Source organism: Cupriavidus sp. R6-3, from assembly GCF_059772245.1.
In genome coordinates, this window is sequence record NZ_JCBAJO010000108.1 from 1 (window position 1) to 15,874 (window position 15,874).

Genomic DNA, 15,874 nt, shown 5'->3' on the forward strand with positions numbered 1-15,874 from the left:
GCCGCGGCCGTCGCGTTGTCCTTGCCCGTTCGCTTCGTTGCCGCCTTGGCCGGCTGCTTCGCTGCTGCTCGCTTGGTTGCCATTGCGGCCGCTCCTCGATCGGGACACGCGAAATTGCGTGGCCTTCGGTCCTGCGCGCGAAGCGCGGCGCCGTCGTTGGCTGTCGCTTCGCTCGCTGTTACTGCGCGCTGTGATTTCGCTCGGCGCTTCGCGTTGTCACCTCGCGCTGTCACTTTGCGCTGTCACTTCGCTCTGTCACCTTGCTCTGTCACTTCGCTTATAGGCAATCGGAATGCGGCGATCCATCGGCCACCGTCCTACATCGGACAGCGGTGCGAAGCGGTCCGCAAGAATCTACGACATGCCGCGATGGGAATGGCGATCCGGTTCACATCCGACGATGGCGGCAGGCTTGTCGCGTTATGCGCGGTGCCGCACAGACGGCGCCGTGCACATCCTGCATGGCCGAGTAAAAAGTACGAGCGAGACGCATGGCGCGGCGGCGCTTCACGGTGTAGCCGGGTCCGGCAGCAGGGCTGTGGCGGGCCGATGCCGCCGGCCCTTGTGCCACCGTGGCGCGCCGGCGGACCTGCCCGCAAGCCGCGCAAGCCCCGGCCTTTCTGGCATGCGTTTCGCGTGATTGGCGGCGTAGGCCGGGTCCTGGCAGGGCATCGTCGTGCCGGCGCTTGTCGAGCGCCGCGATGCGATGCGCAGCAGGGCCTGTTCACGAACCCGCCTGGCGTCGCCGCCGGCGCCCCGCCCATCGCGGGCGCCATCGCGGCATGCATGGGCCAGTCTCAGGAGTGAATAACATGACGAAACACCACCTCGTACGTACCGCCCTCGCCGCGCTGGCGATGACCGGTTCCTGCGTGGCACTGGCGCAGGTGCCGGGCGACCGCGGCGCTGCCACGGGCACTTCGCCGGGTATGGCGCCAGCAGGCCAATACGATCCGGCCAACCCCGCCGCGACGGGCACGCGCGATCCGTACAGCAGCGGCGCGCGCGTCGGCGACAAGTTCGATCCGTACACGCAGGGCACCAATCAGCCCACGCAGCAGTACCTGGCGCCGGCGGGCACGCAGCCGATGCCGATGAGCGGCAGCTACGACGGCCGCATGGAGAACCACGACACGCATTATCACGACCTGTCGACGCTGGGATCGCGCGTCGGCAAGCGCAGCCAGTTCCTTGACGGAAACTGATCGAAGGCTGCATTGAGTACGTACCGGGGACAGCAAGGAGCGCGGCGGGCAGGCCCGTCGCGCTCCTGTCGTTTTCAGTTTTCAATCAGGACCCCGCGGGTCCCGCAGGGCGCCGCTTCGGCGTCTTCGCTAATGCAGCGGCGGAAACACGTACCACGAGCCGTCGCGATGACGGAAGAACACGATCGACAGCCGTTTTCCCGCGCGCTCGAAGCCGATGCACGCATAGGGCACGCGGCGGCTGCCGGTATGTCCGAAACGCGTGACCCGGCAGGGATGGCTGGCCGACAGTGGCAGCCATTTCTGCGCGGCCTCGCGCAGGGATGTCGTCTTGCCTTGCATCGCATGCTCCCCTGAAGTTGGAACGCGATGCCGGGCTTGTGGCGTGCGGCGAGGCGCCCGATCGCGCGTTCCTGCGTTCTTGATTCGTTCCTGCTTACCAGCGTAGAAGCGACGGCGGCGCCCACGCGTCGGCTTGGCGCGCAGCGCGGCCTCGGCGTTCGACGGATTGCGTTGTCAGCGAATGACGACAGCGACGACGTGGCGATTTTTCACGCGTCGTAAGAAGGGGAGGGAAGGCAAGCGACAAAAGACGGCAAAAAAGTGGAGGGCAAAAAAAAGGGGCGCCCATGCGCCCCTTGGTCAGCAGAGCCGGTCGTCCCCGCGTCTGCAGACCCAGCGGCGTTCAAACGACGCTGGATTCCCGCGTTCGCGGAATGACCGGCGTGTCAGCCGATGTTCGGCATTTACCGCTCGCGATTTTGGCCCGACTGGCCCGACTGGCCGCCCTGCGACGACTGCTGGCCAGGCTGGCCGCTGGTGCCGGACTGCTGTTGCTGCTGACCGCCGCTCTGGCCGCCCATGCCGCCGCTCTGCTGGCCGCTCTGCCTGCCGCCTTGCTGCTGCTGGCCACCTTGACCAGCCTGGCCGGCTTGGCCGCCCTGCTGGCCGCTCTGACCGCCGCTTTGCTGCGACTGGCCGCCCATGCCACCCATGCCGCCTTCGCTCTGGCCCATGCCGCCTTGCTGACCGCTCTGGCGACCGCCTTGCTGTTGCTGACCGCCCTGGCCGCTTTGGTTGCCCATGCCGCCCTGCTGGCCGGTCTGGCTGCCGCTCTGCTGATGCTGCTGAGACGATTGGCCACCCTGGCCCATGCCACCCTTTTCGGTGCCGCCTTGCTGCGCCTGCGGTTGCTGTTGCTGTTTCATTGCTGGTCTCCATCAGCGGCGAAATGCCGCGCCTTGGTGTCGTGCAATGGGCGTGCCACCGCGCCGCAACATGACATCACCCGGATTTCACACCCTGTGGTGGAAGCGCCGCGCAACGCAGGTATGGCGTTTGCATGTCGTCGAAGGTCAACATTCGCGCGCCGGCATGGCGCGCCATCATCACGGGGAGGGCCGTATGACCAAGCAACCCACGCATCCGGAACGCGAACCGCGGCAGGGCCAGACAGCCGGACGGCCGCAGGGCCAGACGACTCGCGAACGTACCGCCCAGGGCACCAGCGAGGGTCCCGGACCGCTGGCCGACCAGTCGCGGCCGGACCCCGGGACGCTGCCGCAGAAGGGCGGCGGCGAACCGATGCCGCGACTGCCGCACGAGCGCGACGAATCGCATCAGAGCCAGCACACCGGCAGCCGGCCGGTGGGACGGCAGGCCGCGCGAGATATCGAGCGCGGACTCGAGGAAACCGATCTGTACGGCTCGCGCGGACGCCGCGGCGGCACTGCGGCGGAGGACAACGACTGAGCGCCGCCGCAGCGGCTTCGGTCGCCGCCGCCGTCGTTCGCCTCGCTGACCGCTCAGTACGGCAGCGACAGCCGATGCCGGCTCTGCCAGTTGTCGACGTAGCGCTTGACCAGACGCGCGTCGCCGCGAATCAGGATGCCGTTCTCGGTGTTGCGCTCCTCGGCCGATTTGGTGAAGTTGAACGAGCCGGTGAAGACCGCCTCGCCATCGAAGATCATCACCTTGTTGTGCGCGATGGCTGGGCGCGAGTCGATCACCACCTCGATGCCCTGGTGCTTCAGGAAGGTGGCGCTGGTATAGCGCTCGGACACCTGGCTCTTGTCGAGGATCACGCGTACGTCGACGCCGCGCTTGCGCGCCTGCATCAGCGCTTCGGCGATCGGCTTGCTGGTGAACGAATAGGCCTGCACCAGCACGCTGCGCCGCGCGTTGCGGATCGCGTCGACCAGCATGGCCTGGCAGCTCTCGCCATCGGGCGTGAAGCACAGCGCGTAATTGGCGCCGTCGGCGAAGCTGCGCGCGCCGTCGGCAAGGGCCATCGGCGCTTCGCCGCTGCGCGGCAGGCTACGTGCGGAAGCGGCGGGCGCCAGGATCGAAGAGGAAAGCAGAACGGACAACAGGGCGCCGGCGACGATGGCGGGCGCGCGAAACACAAAGGACATGAGACAGCGTGAATGCGTTGCCGCGGAGCGCGCCGCTCGCGGCAAACAGTAGCCAATCGGATGACGAATCGAAATGGAAACGTTGCGAAGGCGGGGAAGTTAGCAGCCGGAGCCAGCAAAGGCAAGGCGGCTGGAACGGCGCAGCACGGCTGCCTATGATGAAACTCGCGTCGTCTCGGATGCGCGTTGCATGCGTCGACGCCCGGTGATCCCACCCCCCCCGGTGCCAGAACAAACTGGCGCCCAACCCTGGAGGCAAGCGATGTCGAATCACACCTACAAGCTCGTCGAAATCGTCGGCACCTCGCCCGACGGCACCGATGCCGCGATCCGCAGCGCGCTCGCCAAGGCGTCGGAGACCATCAAGAACATGGACTGGTTCGAGGTGGCCGAGATGCGAGGCCATATCCTCAATGGCCAGGTCGCGCATTACCAGGTCACGCTGAAGATCGGCTTTCGCGTCGAGTGAGCGTGTTGCACGGTTGGCGCCGCGCATGCCGCGGCGGCAGCCCCCCTGGTTGCTCCTGTCTCTCGTTGTTCCTTTTGTTGTTCCTCTCGTTGTGATCGCTGCGGCCGGACCGCCGTAGAGGCGCGCCGCGCCCCCGCCCATCCCGCTGCCGCCGGCGCTGCTGGCCTCACCTTGACCCGGCCATGGCTAGGCCCGGACCCCAGAGGCCCCCTACGCTGACCCTGCCTTGACCCCGCAACAGCACCGGTGTAACCTCTGCATTCGATGTTCATTCTGCGAATCGAAGTTCGTAGAGCGAACATCAGCACCCAAGAACAAGAGTCCGCAAGACGGACCATCGTTTGACTGCTAGGGCCTTTATGGGCGCCGCCACGGCGCGCCCGGAACCACGCCAGGCAGAACCTCCGGAGACGACGCTTCCAGCGGCCCCCCGACACCATCGGGCGGCGGGCTCCGGCCGGTCCGGCCAGGCCTTCTCGACTGGAACGCAATTGATCAACAAGCTCTTCGACTCGGTGGAATCGGCGGTGGCCGACATCCATGACGGCGCGACCATCATGATCGGCGGCTTTGGCCTGGCCGGCATGCCGGCGCAACTCATCGATGCGCTGATCGCCCAGGGCGCGCGCGACCTGACCATCGTCAACAACAACGCCGGCAACGGCGAAACGGGCCTGGCCGCGCTGCTCAAGGCCAGGCGCGTGCGCAAGATCATTTGCTCGTTCCCGCGCCAGGTCGATTCCTACGTGTTCGATTCGCTGTACCACGCAGGCCAGATCGAGCTGGAGCTGGTGCCGCAGGGCAACCTCGCCGAGCGCATCCGCGCGGCGGGCGCCGGCATCGGCGGCTTCTTCACCCGCACCGCCTACGGCACGCCGCTGGCCGAGGGCAAGGAAACCCGCATCATCGACGGCAAGGGCTATGTGTTCGAGACGCCGATCCACGCCGACTTCGCGCTGATCAAGGCTGATACCGCCGACCGCTGGGGCAACCTGACCTATCGCAAGACCGCGCGCAACTTCGGCCCGATCATGGCGATGGCCGCCAAATGCGCGATCGTGCAGGTCAGCCATGTGGTGGAACTGGGCGAGCTGGACCCGGAGCACATCGTGACGCCGAGCCTGTTCGTCAAGCGCGTCGTCAAGGTCGACGCGAATGCCGTCACCAACGCCGCCTGACCCGCGCACGCCAACCCGCATCGAAGAGAGAAGCGATATGCAACGCCTGACCCGCGATCAGATGGCCGCCCGCGTGGCCCGAGACATTCCCGACGGTGCCGTGGTCAACCTCGGCATCGGCCTGCCCACCCTGGTCGGCAACCACCTGCCGGCCGACCGCGAGATCCTGCTGCACAGCGAGAACGGCCTGCTGGGCATGGGGCCTGCGCCCGCGCCCGGCGAGGAAGACGGCGACCTGATCAACGCCGGCAAGCAGCCGGTCACCATCAAGCCCGGCGCCTCGTATTTCCATCACGCCGATTCGTTCGCGATGATGCGCGGCGGCCATCTGGACTACTGCGTGCTGGGCGCCTTCCAGGTGTCGGCGACCGGCGACCTGGCCAACTGGCACACCGGCGCGCCGGGCGCGATCCCGGCCGTGGGCGGCGCGATGGACCTGGCGATCGGCGCCAAGCAGGTGTTCGTCATGATGGAGCACCTGACCAAGCAGGGCGAGAGCAAGATCGTGCCCGAATGCACGTATCCTCTGACCGGCATCGGCTGCGTGACGCGCATCTACACCGATCTGGCCACCATCGACGTGACGCCCGACGGCCTGGTCGCCCGCGACCTGGTCGAAGGCCTGTCGTTCGACGAACTGCAGCGCCTGACCGGCGTGCCGCTGAAGCAGGCGCAGCCCGCCTGACGCCGACCCCGATGGCGACGGATCGCACTTCCCGCACTTGCCGATACCGCCGCCGCCACCACTGAAACCAAGGACGAGACAACCATGACCGAAGCCTTTATCTGCGACGCGATCCGCACCCCCATCGGCCGCTACGGCGGCAGCCTGTCCGCGGTGCGCGCGGACGACCTGGGCGCGGTACCGCTGAAGGCGCTGATGGCGCGCAATCCGAACCTGGACTGGAGCGCCATCGACGACGTGATCTACGGCAACGCCAACCAGGCCGGCGAAGACAACCGCAACGTCGCGCGCATGTCGCTGCTGCTCGCAGGCCTGCCGCAGAGCGTGCCGGGCGCCACCATCAACCGCCTGTGCGGCTCGGGCATGGACGCGACCGGCACGGCCGCGCGTGCGATCCGCGCCGGCGAAGCGGGCCTGATGATTGCCGGCGGCGTCGAGAGCATGAGCCGCGCCCCGTTCGTGATGGGCAAGGCCACCAGCGCGTTCTCGCGCGATGCGCAGATCTTCGACACCACCATCGGCTGGCGCTTCATCAACCCGGCGATGCGGGCGGCGTACGGCGTGGACTCGATGCCCGAGACCGCCGAAAACGTCGCCACCGACTACAAGATCAGCCGCGAGGACCAGGACCTGATGGCGCTGCGCAGCCAGGAAAAGGCCTCGCGCGCGCAGGCCGACGGCACGCTGGCGCAGGAAATCACCGCGGTCACGATTCCGCAGAAGAAGGGCGATCCGATCGTCGTCGAGCGCGACGAGCACCCGCGCGCGACCAGCATGGAAGCGCTGGCCAAACTCAAGGGCGTGGTGCGCCCGGACGGCACCGTGACGGCCGGCAACGCCTCGGGCGTCAATGACGGCGCCTGCGCGCTGCTGCTCGCCAGCGAAGCCGCCGCGCGCCAGCACGGCCTGACGCCGAAGGCGCGCATCGTCGGCATGGCCACCGCCGGCGTGGCGCCGCGCGTGATGGGTATCGGCCCGGCGCCGGCCACGCAGAAGCTGCTCAAGCAGCTGGGCATGACGATGGACCAGATCGACGTGATCGAGCTGAACGAAGCGTTCGCCGCGCAAGGCCTGGCGGTGCTGCGCGAGCTCGGCGTCGCCGACGACGATGCGCGCGTCAACCCGAACGGCGGCGCGATCGCGCTGGGCCACCCGCTCGGCATGAGCGGCGCGCGCCTGGTCACCACCGCGATGTACCAGCTGCATCGCACCGGCGGCCGCTTCGCGCTGTGCACGATGTGCATCGGCGTGGGCCAGGGCATCGCGATGGTGATCGAGCGCGTCTGAGCGGCGCCGCGTCAGCAGCGCCGAGCGGGAGATCGCGCCGCTCAAGTTTTGCGGCGCCCCTGCCGTTGACCAAGGCAGGCGCCGACCCTCAGCGCTGCGACAGATTTCCCAACGCAGTTGGTGCGGCCGGGCCGACTGGCTCGCCGGTCCGCCGCACGCTTTCTTTGCGCCCAAATTTGCGCGGCAGTTCCAGCGCCGCGGTGTTCGGTGAATTCGTCGCCGGCTTCATGGCCGGCTTCACCGGCGAACGCACCGCCAGCATTCACCGCCGAATGCCCCGCTGCATTCCCGCTGAACTTCCGCGGCATTTCTGCTGAACCTTCGCAGTACCGGTTCCGTACCGGCATGGAGTAATCGGATGTCTCTTCCCGTAGCCACGCTCGTCACCGGCGCCAGTTCCGGCATCGGCCGCGCCATCAGCGAAATGCTGCTGGCCGACGGCGTGACCCGCGTCGTCAATGTCGACTATGCCGCCCCGGGCTGGTCGCATCCCAACATGACGTTTTTCCAGGCGGACCTGACCGACGCGGCGGCAACGCGCGCGGCGGCCGCCGAGGTGACGTCGCGATTCGCCATCACGCGCCTGGTCAACAATGCCGGCGCGACGCGTCCCGGCACCGCCGATACCGCGACCGTCGAGGATCTCGACTACGTGGTCGGCCTGCATCTGCAGGCCAGCCTGCTGCTGACGCAGGCCTGCCTGCCGGCGATGCGCGCCGCGGGCTTCGGCCGCATTGTCAACATGGCGTCGCGCGCGGCGCTGGGCAAGCCCGAGCGCGTGGTGTACTCCGCCACCAAGGCCGGCATGGTCGGCATGACGCGCACGCTGGCGATGGAGCTCGGCGGCGACGGCATCACCGTCAACGCGGTCGCGCCCGGTCCGATCGCCACCGAACTGTTCCGCCGCAGCAATCCCGAGGGCAGCGAACAAACGAAGCGCATCCTGGCCAGCATCGCGGTCAAGCGCATGGGCACGCCCGAAGACGTGGCGCGCGCCACGCTGTTCTTTCTCTCTCCCGAAAACGGTTTCGTCACCGGACAGGTGCTGTACGTCTGTGGCGGTACCACGCTGGGCGTCGCACCGGTCTAGGCGCGGCCCCTATTACAAGTCGTGGCCCGCATGGACGGCCACCGAGGAAACTCCCTGGAGCATACGATGAAGTTCAAGTCGCAACCGTCGCAGGCGCGTCGCCGCCTGCTGACTGCCGGCGTCGCGCTGGCCACCACGTTCGCCGGCGTCTCCGGCGCTGCCTTCGCGGACACCTACCCGACCAAGCCGATCACGATGATCGTGCCGTTCTCGGCCGGCGGTACCACCGACATCCTGGCCCGCATCGTCGGCCTGCAGCTGGGCAAGGCGCTCGGACAGCCGGTGGTCATCGAAAACCGTCCGGGCGCGGGCGGCAATATCGGCGCCTCGCTCGCCGCCAAGGCGCAGGGCGACGGCTACACGCTGTTCATGGGCACCATCGGCACCCACGCGATCAACCAGTCGCTGTACTCGAAGCTGCCGTACGACCCGGTCAAGGACTTCGCGCCGATCACCCGTGTCGCGATGGTGCCGAACCTGGTGGTGGTCAACCCCAACGTGCCCGCCAAGAGCATCAAGGAACTGATCGCCTACGTGAAGGCCAATCCGAACAAGATCAGCTACGGCTCGTCGGGCAACGGCTCGTCGATGCATCTGTCGGGTGAACTGTTCAATTCGATGACCGGCCTGAACATCCAGCACGTGCCGTACAAGGGCAGCGCCCCGGCGGTCAACGATCTGCTGGGCAACCAGATCGGCCTGATGTTCGACAACCTGCCGTCGTCGTACCAGCACGTGAAGGCCGGCAAGCTGCGTCCGCTGGCCGTGACCTCGGCCAAGCGCTCGCCGGCGCTGCCGGACGTGCCGACCGTCGCCGAAGCCGGCGTGCCGGGCTATGAAGCGACCTCGTGGTTCGCACTGTATGCCACCGGCGGCACGCCCAAGCCCATCATCGATCGCCTGAACGCCGAAGTGGTCAAGATCCTGGCCATGCCGGACGTGCAGAAGCAGATGGCGGGTCAGGGTGCCGAACCCAACCCCGAGAAGCCGGAGCAACTGGCGGCCTTCATGAAGACCGAAGCCGCCAAGTGGGCGAAGGTCGTCAAGGCCTCGGGCGCGACCGTGGACTGATGGTAGTCGGGCGTCGCGCGCCACGCGCGCGAGGCGCAACGACGGAAGAGCCGGCCTTCGGGCCGGCTTTTTTCATGGCCGGCAAGGCGTTCTGGATCAATGTCAGCAGGGCACACTTCCGGGAATGCGGCACTGAATGCGGCGCCGAGTGCGGCGCTGACTACCGGTGCACGGCGCCGGCAAAAAAAAGAGCTCGCGACTGGCAGCGAGCTCAGTTCCGGCCCACCCGGGCAGGAGGAGACATCGTGGGGCGCCGCGGCAGCGGCTGCCTCGGCGCGGGGCGTCGAGTATGCGGAGGGTCTGGGGACGGGGCCGCGCCTCAGTTCAGGCTGACCTTGACCACCTGCTCCTCGACGCCGACAAAGCGGACCAACTGGCGTAGCCCGCTGGGATACTCCTTGATGTGATGGCCCACCGGGGTGTCCGGCAGGCGGTAGTAAATGGCGCTGGACTGGGCGCCGGCGGACCGGCCTTCCACTGCGGAGGGTCCGTCGCCTTCCCATGGGATATTGCGCTCCTCGGCGAGATCGTACGGTCCGGGCATGGCGGCTGTTCCTGATCGAATGCGACTTTGTTTCCAATGTATTGCAGCGCCCGCTGAATAGCTATTTCGCCTTTTTTAATTCTGGCCTAGCCACCGGCTCGATTTGTCATATTGCGAGCAATAGGGTGCAAGGCCCAGCCGATGGCTTGCACGCCGCCTCATTGCGCTACCATTGGTGCTTTGCGCGCCTCCCCGGCGTGCCTCCCGCCCTGTCGCCCGCATGTCGATCCAGCACGCCCTTCTGACCTCGTTGATGGAGAAGCCCTCGTCAGGCTACGAACTGGCGCGGCGCTTTGACAAGTCGATCGGCTATTTCTGGCATGCCACCCACCAGCAGATCTATCGCGAGCTGGGCCGCATGGCCGAACGCGGCTGGATCGCCGCGCAGGATGACGAAGGGGATGCGCGCAGCCGCAAGAAGGTCTATCGCGTGCTGCCGGCAGGGCGGGAGGAACTGGTGCGCTGGGTGTTGTCGCCGACGGCCGGGCTGGACCAGCGCGACGAGATCCTGGTCAAGCTGCGCGCCGACGCGGTGGCCGGCCCGCTCGGCCTGGGCGACGAGATGCGGCGCATGATCGCGCTGCACGAGGAGCGTCTGGCGACCTACCGCGCGATCGAGCAGCGCGACTTCGCCGACCCGCGACCGGATCGCGCGCAACAGCTGCGGCATGCGCTGCTGCGGCGCGGGATCCGCTACGAGGAGGATTGGGTGGCGTGGGGCACGGCGGTGCTGCCGCTGCTGGAGCCGGAGGGCGGACGGTAGCCCGCCCCGGCGGCGCTTCGTTTCTTCGTTACACCAGGTCCCGCACGCTCGCCGCAGCGCCGGCCTCCGCCAGCCCGAGCCGGCGGCGGGCCAGCGCGTATTCCTCGGCGAAGCGGTCCACCAGGTCGGCGGCGGGTACCACGCGCTTGATCGCGCCGACGCCCTGGCCGGCGCCCCAGATGTCCTTCCACGGCTTGACGCGGTTCGAGCCGAAGTTCATGGCGGTCGGATCGGAGGCGGGCAGGGCTTCCGGATCGAGGCCGGCGTTGACGATGCTTTGGCGCAGATAGTTGCCATGCACGCCGGTGAACAGGTTCGAATAGACGATATCGCCGGCGGTGCTGTCCACGATCATCTGCTTGTAGGCTGGCTGCGCGTTGGCTTCCTCGGTCGCGATAAACGCCGAGCCGATATATGCCAGGTCGGCGCCGGCGGCCTGGGCCGCCAGGATGCCGTTGCCGCTGGCGATCGCACCCGACAGCAGCAGCGGGCCGTCGAACCACTCCCGGATCTCATGCAGCAGGGCGAACGGCGACTGCGTGCCGGCATGGCCGCCGGCGCCCGCTGCCACGGCGATCAGTCCGTCGGCGCCCTTGTCGATCGCCTTGTGGGCAAACGTGTTGTTGATGATGTCGTGCAGCACGATGCCGCCGTACGAGTGCACCGCCTGGTTGACCTCGACGCGCGCGCCCAGCGAGGTGATCACGATCGGCACCTTGTAGCGCACGCACAGTTCCAGGTCGTGCTCGAGCCGGTCGTTCGACTTGTGGACGATCTGGTTGACGGCGAACGGCGCCGACGGGCGGTCCGGATGCTTCGCGTCGTGCTCGGCCAGCTCCGTGGTGATGCGGTCCAGCCATTCCTCCAGCAGCGAGGCCGGGCGCGCGTTCAGCGCCGGGAAGGAGCCGACCACGCCGGCCTTGCACTGTGCGATCACCAGATCGGGGTTGGAGATGATGAACAGCGGCGAGCACACCACCGGCAGGCGCAGGCGTTGCAGGAGCGGAGGAAGGGACATGGCGGCCTCGGTTCGAATGAGTGGGTTGAAACGGCGGATGGATATGCGGGTGTTTATGCAACCAGTTGCATAGTGAACCGAAAGTTAGCATGGCCTTCGCGCGCTTTCAATAGCGGTTTCGGTACCGATCTCACGCTGTGACGCTTCCGCCGGGCGATTACCGTACGGTGCCCCGCATCCGCGCGATGGGGGCGCGGTGGAGCCTTGTCTACAATGTGCCCAATGAATCAGCAGGAGTGCAGGTGAGCGACGATCCTCGACCGGCCGCCGGAACGGGCCGCGATCTGTTCGAAGGCAATCTGGCGGACTGGCATGCCGATCCCGAACGCGCCTTCGACGGCTGGCTGGCCGTCCATGGCTTCGGCCATGGCACCGCGGTGGTCTATCGCGCGATGTGGGGCAAGCTGCTGCGCTGGTCGCGCGAGCATGGCGTCGCGCCGCTGTCGTGGTCGGCGGCGCAGATCGGCGCCTTTCTCGATGCGGAAGGGCTGCACAAGCGCCATCGCTATCGCTATACGCGGCTGATCGAGCGCGTCTTTCATTACCTGTCGCTGCAGCAGGCGGGCCTGCATAACCCCGGCAGCCAGGCGGTGCGCGCCCATCTGGCCGACGGCGACAACGATCCGACGCCCTTCCTGCTGCCCGCCGAATGCGATGCCCTGGTGGCGCGGGTACTGGAACCGGTCACGCTGCCGGACCGCGATGCCACGCCGAGCCCGACCGTCTGGAAACGCGCGCGCGACATCGCCGTGGTCGCCGCGATGCTGGGCGCGGGCCTCAAGGTCGGTGAGGTGCGCGCGCTGCGGCTCGACAGCATCGCGGCCGACGCCAGCGAACTGCGCCTGACCCGGACCGACAACGGCCGTACCTATCGCGCCCCGGTGTTCGACTTCGCCCGCCGGCCGCTGCTGGCCTGGCTCGCGGTACGCGCGTTGGCCGGCACGCTGGGCACGCTGGTGTTCCCCGCACTGCCGGCCGGGCGGCCGTTGCACGCGGCCTCGTTATATCGCCGGGTCGAGCAGCTGCTGGACGAGGCCGGCGTGCTGGCCGGGCGCACCGAGCGCGCCTCGCCGCAGACGCTGCGCAATACCTATGGCGCGCTGCATTTCGAGGCCGGCGCCGAGCCGGCGGCAGTCGCCCAGTATCTGGGCATGCGCGATCTGGAGTCCGGCTGGCGGCTGCACGCCGCCTACACCGCCTGGCAGGCCCGCAGCGGCCAGCTCCCCGCCGCTGGCGGGGCCGAATCGCCGGCCGGGTTACCATAACGCCCCTGACCGTGGCGGCCCGGCGCCGTCCGCCTTCTCAATCGATCAAGTTCACGATGCCAGACACTCTGCTGCTGACCGGTGCCACCGGCTATATCGCTTCGCATACCTGGGTTGCACTGCTCGCGGCCGGCTACGACGTGGTCGGCCTGGACAACCTGTCGAACAGCAATCGCGCGGTGGTCGAACGGATCGCCACCATTTCCGGCAAGACGCCGGAGTTCGTCGAGGGCGACGTGCGCGATCGCGCGCTGCTGGACCGGCTGTTCGCCGAGCGCAAGATCGGCGGCGCGATCCATTTCGCCGCGCTCAAGGCGGTCGGCGAATCGGTGGCGCAGCCGCTCGCCTACTACGACAACAACCTGAATGGCCTGCTGACGCTGTGCGCGGCGATGCAGGCGGCCGACGTCAAGACGCTGGTATTCAGTTCCTCGGCCACTGTCTACGGCAATCCGCATACGGTGCCGATCCGCGAGGAATTTCCGCTGTCGGCGACCAATCCCTACGGGCAGACCAAGCTGATGGGCGAGCAGATCCTGCGCGACCTCGAGCGCGCCGATCCGCACTGGCGAATTGCCTATCTGCGCTATTTCAATCCGGTCGGCGCACACGAAAGCGGCCTGATCGGCGAGGATCCGGGCGGCGTGCCGAACAATCTGATGCCCTATGTGGCTCAGGTGGCGGCCGGCCGCCGGGAGCGCCTGATGGTGTTCGGCGGCGACTATCCGACCGCGGATGGCACCGGCGTGCGCGACTACATTCACGTCTGCGACCTGGCCGACGGCCATCTGGCGGCGCTGCGTTATTTGAACGAGCGCGGCGAGGGGATGACGGTCAATCTGGGAACCGGCCGCGGTTATAGCGTGCTGGAGGTGGTGGAGGCGTATCGGCGCGCGAGCGGCAAACCGATTCCCTATGAAATCGTCGCGCGCCGCCCCGGCGATATTGCCTCGTGCTACGCGGATCCGGCATTGGCGCAGCGCCTGCTCGGCTGGCAGGCACGCCATGACCTGGACCGGATGTGCGCGGATTCGTGGCGCTGGCAGTCGATGAATCCGTTGGGGTTTGCGTCCTGATTCACGATCGCGATGGTCGATGGCGGCGACGGTGGCCACGGACACCGACGTTCGCCCGGCGCGCCGCGATTGGCGGATTGTCGTGACCATAAAAAAACCGGGCCCCAAGGGAAGGGGCCCGGTTTTTTATTGCGCACGGCTGCCGGGAAACCCGGTGAGGACTTCCGCTCTGGCGCGGCGACGCCGAGAGGCGCCCGGCAGGCGCTGCGTTTATCGCACCAGGAAGTCGTCGATCGATTTACCGGAGGCCAGCGCCTGGGTCAGCCAGCCCGGGCGCTTGCCGCGGCCGGTCCAGGTATTGCCGGCGCTGTCGCGGTAACGGACCGGCACCTTGCGCGCGGTTTTCTTGCTGGGTACCGCCTTGCTGCCAAAACCCAGATCTTCTGCGGTCAAGCCATATTCTTCGATTTTCTTGCGGATATCGTCGATTACCGCAGCTTGCTCTCGTGCCTTGATCTCTTCGGCTTGCTTCTGCAATTCGTTGATTTTCTGAACGATTTCCTGATAGGTTGCCATTTTGAGACCTCTGATTACGGTGGGCGAGATGAACGGCATGAATTATAACGGCCTGCGTTAGCGATGCAAATGCCGGCGCAGGTTGAAACCGATTTTTGACAAAATCGATCACGAAACCTTTCAAGGTGAACTTTTTCGAGGTCACTCTGTCACCGCCAGCCGTCTTGATCGTATTTCCGCATGTTTGCCGCGTGGCTGGCCCGCCTTGGTGGAGGCGTTTGCTTCGGGTCTTTCGCTTGCCGCTTTCGTTTTGAGCAATATGGCGCGGTAAAACGGATGCGATGTTGTGGTGGTTGGGTTTCCATGCCCTGGCGCGTCGCGTGCCGCATCCCTGCGGGTGCCGCCACGGCCATTCCCCGATTCAAGTAATCCCCGCCAGCGGTCGATATCCCCTCAGCATGGGCTGTCGCCCGGCGTGTTGGCGGGCTGTCCGCCGCTACTGATCGATCCGAGTCGTCCCATGTCCTTGTGCCGCTTTGTCTTGTCTTCGTCGTCGATTGCCTCCGCGCGGCCTGCCGCCAGCGCCGGCGAAGCCGGGCTTCGGGCGACTCCGCGAGGCGGCTCTCGTTGCAATAAGGTGACGCTGCGTGCACTACGCGCGGCGGCTGTGCTAACGTCCCGGGCGGTGTCGAGCCGACCGCCGATCGCAGCCGGCGCGCCGGCCGTGCGCCCGGGTCCCGCACCAAGATTTGCCGCGCTTCACGCGGTTCCGCAATACCACGGGGTTTCCGTCACCGGCCTCCCGGCCGGAGCCTGACGGCACCACCCACACGCATTCCGCAGCGCCCCCTTCGATATGAGTTTTAGCGTTCTGCTGCTCGCCATCCTGCTCGGCATCGCCGTCGGCCTCGGCCTTCGCGCTACCGGCCGCGGCCGCGATGGAGCGGGATGGCCCGGCCGCATGATGGCCCTGACCGCGGGACTGATGTCGCAGGCGTCGGTCGGCCTGCCGGCCTGGGTCGTGCTGCTGTCCGGTTCGGTGCGGGGATCGGCGGAGTGGTCGCAGGCGCTGGCCGCACTGGTCGGCGGTATCGCCACGACGGTGCTGGCGCAATGGCTGCACCGCGCGCTGGCGTATTGGCGCGGTGCCGCGATGCTGGCGACGCTCGCCGGCGCCGGCGTGATCGCCGCGGCCGGGATCGGGCTCGGTCACCAGTGCGGCGGTTCCAGCTCGCGCACCGCCTGCATCGAGGCGATGAATCTGCTGCATCCGGCGTGGTTCGGCCTCGGCCTGGCCGTGCTCGGCACGGCGGCATTCGCGCTGTTGTGGCTGTCGGAGCGCCGCCAGGCGCC

General features: G+C 67.4%; 18 protein-coding genes and 1 pseudogene. 13 read left to right on the plus strand and 6 right to left on the minus strand.

The window, feature by feature from the left end; all coding sequences use genetic code 11:
- The first annotated feature begins 812 nt into the window (after nucleotides 1-812).
- The gene (locus AC6EI8_RS16280) at nucleotides 813-1,205 is read left to right on the plus strand and encodes an endonuclease (protein WP_149320190.1); all 393 of its coding nucleotides are present in this window, start codon (nucleotides 813-815) and stop codon (nucleotides 1,203-1,205) included.
- Between the two features lie 129 nt (nucleotides 1,206-1,334).
- Here the strand turns inward: AC6EI8_RS16280 and AC6EI8_RS16285 are convergent, their stop codons facing one another.
- Nucleotides 1,335-1,547, minus strand: coding sequence for a hypothetical protein (locus AC6EI8_RS16285; protein ID WP_149320191.1), 213 nt, complete (start codon nucleotides 1,545-1,547; stop codon nucleotides 1,335-1,337).
- 404 nt (nucleotides 1,548-1,951) lie between these two features.
- Nucleotides 1,952-2,413 carry a hypothetical protein gene (locus AC6EI8_RS16290; protein WP_149320192.1) on the minus strand — a complete coding sequence of 154 codons (462 nt, stop codon included), beginning with the start codon at nucleotides 2,411-2,413 and terminating at the stop codon, nucleotides 1,952-1,954.
- 196 nt (nucleotides 2,414-2,609) lie between these two features.
- On the opposite strand from AC6EI8_RS16290, the gene AC6EI8_RS16295 reads away from it, so the two are divergent.
- Nucleotides 2,610-2,957, plus strand: coding sequence for a hypothetical protein (locus AC6EI8_RS16295; protein WP_149320193.1), 348 nt, complete (start codon nucleotides 2,610-2,612; stop codon nucleotides 2,955-2,957).
- Between the two features lie 53 nt (nucleotides 2,958-3,010).
- On the opposite strand, the gene AC6EI8_RS16300 is transcribed toward AC6EI8_RS16295, so the two are convergent.
- On the minus strand, nucleotides 3,011-3,619 hold the full coding sequence (locus AC6EI8_RS16300) for a phospholipase D family nuclease (protein WP_498382380.1): 609 nt from the start codon (nucleotides 3,617-3,619) through the stop codon (nucleotides 3,011-3,013).
- Nucleotides 3,620-3,881: 262 nt separating this feature from the next.
- Here AC6EI8_RS16300 and AC6EI8_RS16305 point away from each other — a divergent pair, with 262 nt between their 5' ends.
- The 7 genes from AC6EI8_RS16305 (at nucleotide 3,882) to AC6EI8_RS16335 (ending at nucleotide 9,399) form a co-directional block, all read left to right on the plus strand.
- A complete protein-coding gene (locus tag AC6EI8_RS16305; RefSeq protein ID WP_149320195.1) occupies nucleotides 3,882-4,088 on the plus strand; it encodes a dodecin in 207 nt (68 codons plus the stop codon).
- Between the two features lie 491 nt (nucleotides 4,089-4,579).
- Nucleotides 4,580-5,266: a 3-oxoacid CoA-transferase subunit A gene (locus AC6EI8_RS16310; protein WP_498382381.1), complete on the plus strand. Its 687-nt coding sequence runs from the start codon at nucleotides 4,580-4,582 to the stop codon at nucleotides 5,264-5,266.
- 37 nt (nucleotides 5,267-5,303) lie between these two features.
- Nucleotides 5,304-5,951 carry a CoA transferase subunit B gene (locus tag AC6EI8_RS16315; RefSeq protein WP_149320197.1) on the plus strand — a complete coding sequence of 216 codons (648 nt, stop codon included), beginning with the start codon at nucleotides 5,304-5,306 and terminating at the stop codon, nucleotides 5,949-5,951.
- A gap of 84 nt (nucleotides 5,952-6,035) precedes the next feature.
- Complete coding sequence (pcaF, locus tag AC6EI8_RS16320) at nucleotides 6,036-7,238, plus strand: 3-oxoadipyl-CoA thiolase (protein ID WP_149320198.1); 1,203 nt, start codon at nucleotides 6,036-6,038, stop codon at nucleotides 7,236-7,238.
- A 65-nt stretch (nucleotides 7,239-7,303) separates the two neighbouring features.
- On the plus strand, nucleotides 7,304-7,555 hold the full coding sequence (locus AC6EI8_RS16325) for a hypothetical protein (protein ID WP_498382382.1): 252 nt from the start codon (nucleotides 7,304-7,306) through the stop codon (nucleotides 7,553-7,555).
- Nucleotides 7,556-7,596: 41 nt separating this feature from the next.
- Nucleotides 7,597-8,328 (plus strand): SDR family NAD(P)-dependent oxidoreductase, encoded by a 732-nt coding sequence (locus tag AC6EI8_RS16330; protein ID WP_149320200.1) that lies wholly within the window; start codon nucleotides 7,597-7,599, stop codon nucleotides 8,326-8,328.
- A 66-nt stretch (nucleotides 8,329-8,394) separates the two neighbouring features.
- On the plus strand, nucleotides 8,395-9,399 hold the full coding sequence (locus AC6EI8_RS16335; RefSeq protein ID WP_149320201.1) for a Bug family tripartite tricarboxylate transporter substrate binding protein: 1,005 nt from the start codon (nucleotides 8,395-8,397) through the stop codon (nucleotides 9,397-9,399).
- A 319-nt stretch (nucleotides 9,400-9,718) separates the two neighbouring features.
- On the opposite strand, the gene AC6EI8_RS16340 is transcribed toward AC6EI8_RS16335, so the two are convergent.
- The gene (locus AC6EI8_RS16340) at nucleotides 9,719-9,943 is read right to left on the minus strand and encodes a hypothetical protein (RefSeq protein WP_498382383.1); all 225 of its coding nucleotides are present in this window, start codon (nucleotides 9,941-9,943) and stop codon (nucleotides 9,719-9,721) included.
- 220 nt (nucleotides 9,944-10,163) lie between these two features.
- Between AC6EI8_RS16340 and AC6EI8_RS16345 the strand changes: the two genes are divergently transcribed.
- A complete protein-coding gene (locus AC6EI8_RS16345) occupies nucleotides 10,164-10,706 on the plus strand; it encodes a PadR family transcriptional regulator (RefSeq protein ID WP_149320203.1) in 543 nt (180 codons plus the stop codon).
- A gap of 28 nt (nucleotides 10,707-10,734) precedes the next feature.
- Here AC6EI8_RS16345 and AC6EI8_RS16350 read toward each other — a convergent pair whose 3' ends face one another.
- A complete protein-coding gene (locus AC6EI8_RS16350) occupies nucleotides 10,735-11,724 on the minus strand; it encodes an NAD(P)H-dependent flavin oxidoreductase (protein WP_149320204.1) in 990 nt (329 codons plus the stop codon).
- Between the two features lie 242 nt (nucleotides 11,725-11,966).
- Between AC6EI8_RS16350 and AC6EI8_RS16355 the strand changes: the two genes are divergently transcribed.
- The gene (locus AC6EI8_RS16355) at nucleotides 11,967-12,989 is read left to right on the plus strand and encodes a tyrosine-type recombinase/integrase (RefSeq protein ID WP_498382384.1); all 1,023 of its coding nucleotides are present in this window, start codon (nucleotides 11,967-11,969) and stop codon (nucleotides 12,987-12,989) included.
- A 56-nt stretch (nucleotides 12,990-13,045) separates the two neighbouring features.
- Nucleotides 13,046-14,065 carry a UDP-glucose 4-epimerase GalE gene (gene galE / locus AC6EI8_RS16360; protein WP_149320205.1) on the plus strand — a complete coding sequence of 340 codons (1,020 nt, stop codon included), beginning with the start codon at nucleotides 13,046-13,048 and terminating at the stop codon, nucleotides 14,063-14,065.
- A gap of 210 nt (nucleotides 14,066-14,275) precedes the next feature.
- On the opposite strand, the gene AC6EI8_RS16365 is transcribed toward galE, so the two are convergent.
- On the minus strand, nucleotides 14,276-14,581 hold the full coding sequence (locus tag AC6EI8_RS16365; protein WP_149320206.1) for an H-NS histone family protein: 306 nt from the start codon (nucleotides 14,579-14,581) through the stop codon (nucleotides 14,276-14,278).
- Between the two features lie 796 nt (nucleotides 14,582-15,377).
- On the opposite strand from AC6EI8_RS16365, the pseudogene AC6EI8_RS16370 reads away from it, so the two are divergent.
- A pseudogene (locus AC6EI8_RS16370) lies at nucleotides 15,378-15,874 on the plus strand (GGDEF-domain containing protein); the annotation flags it as partial.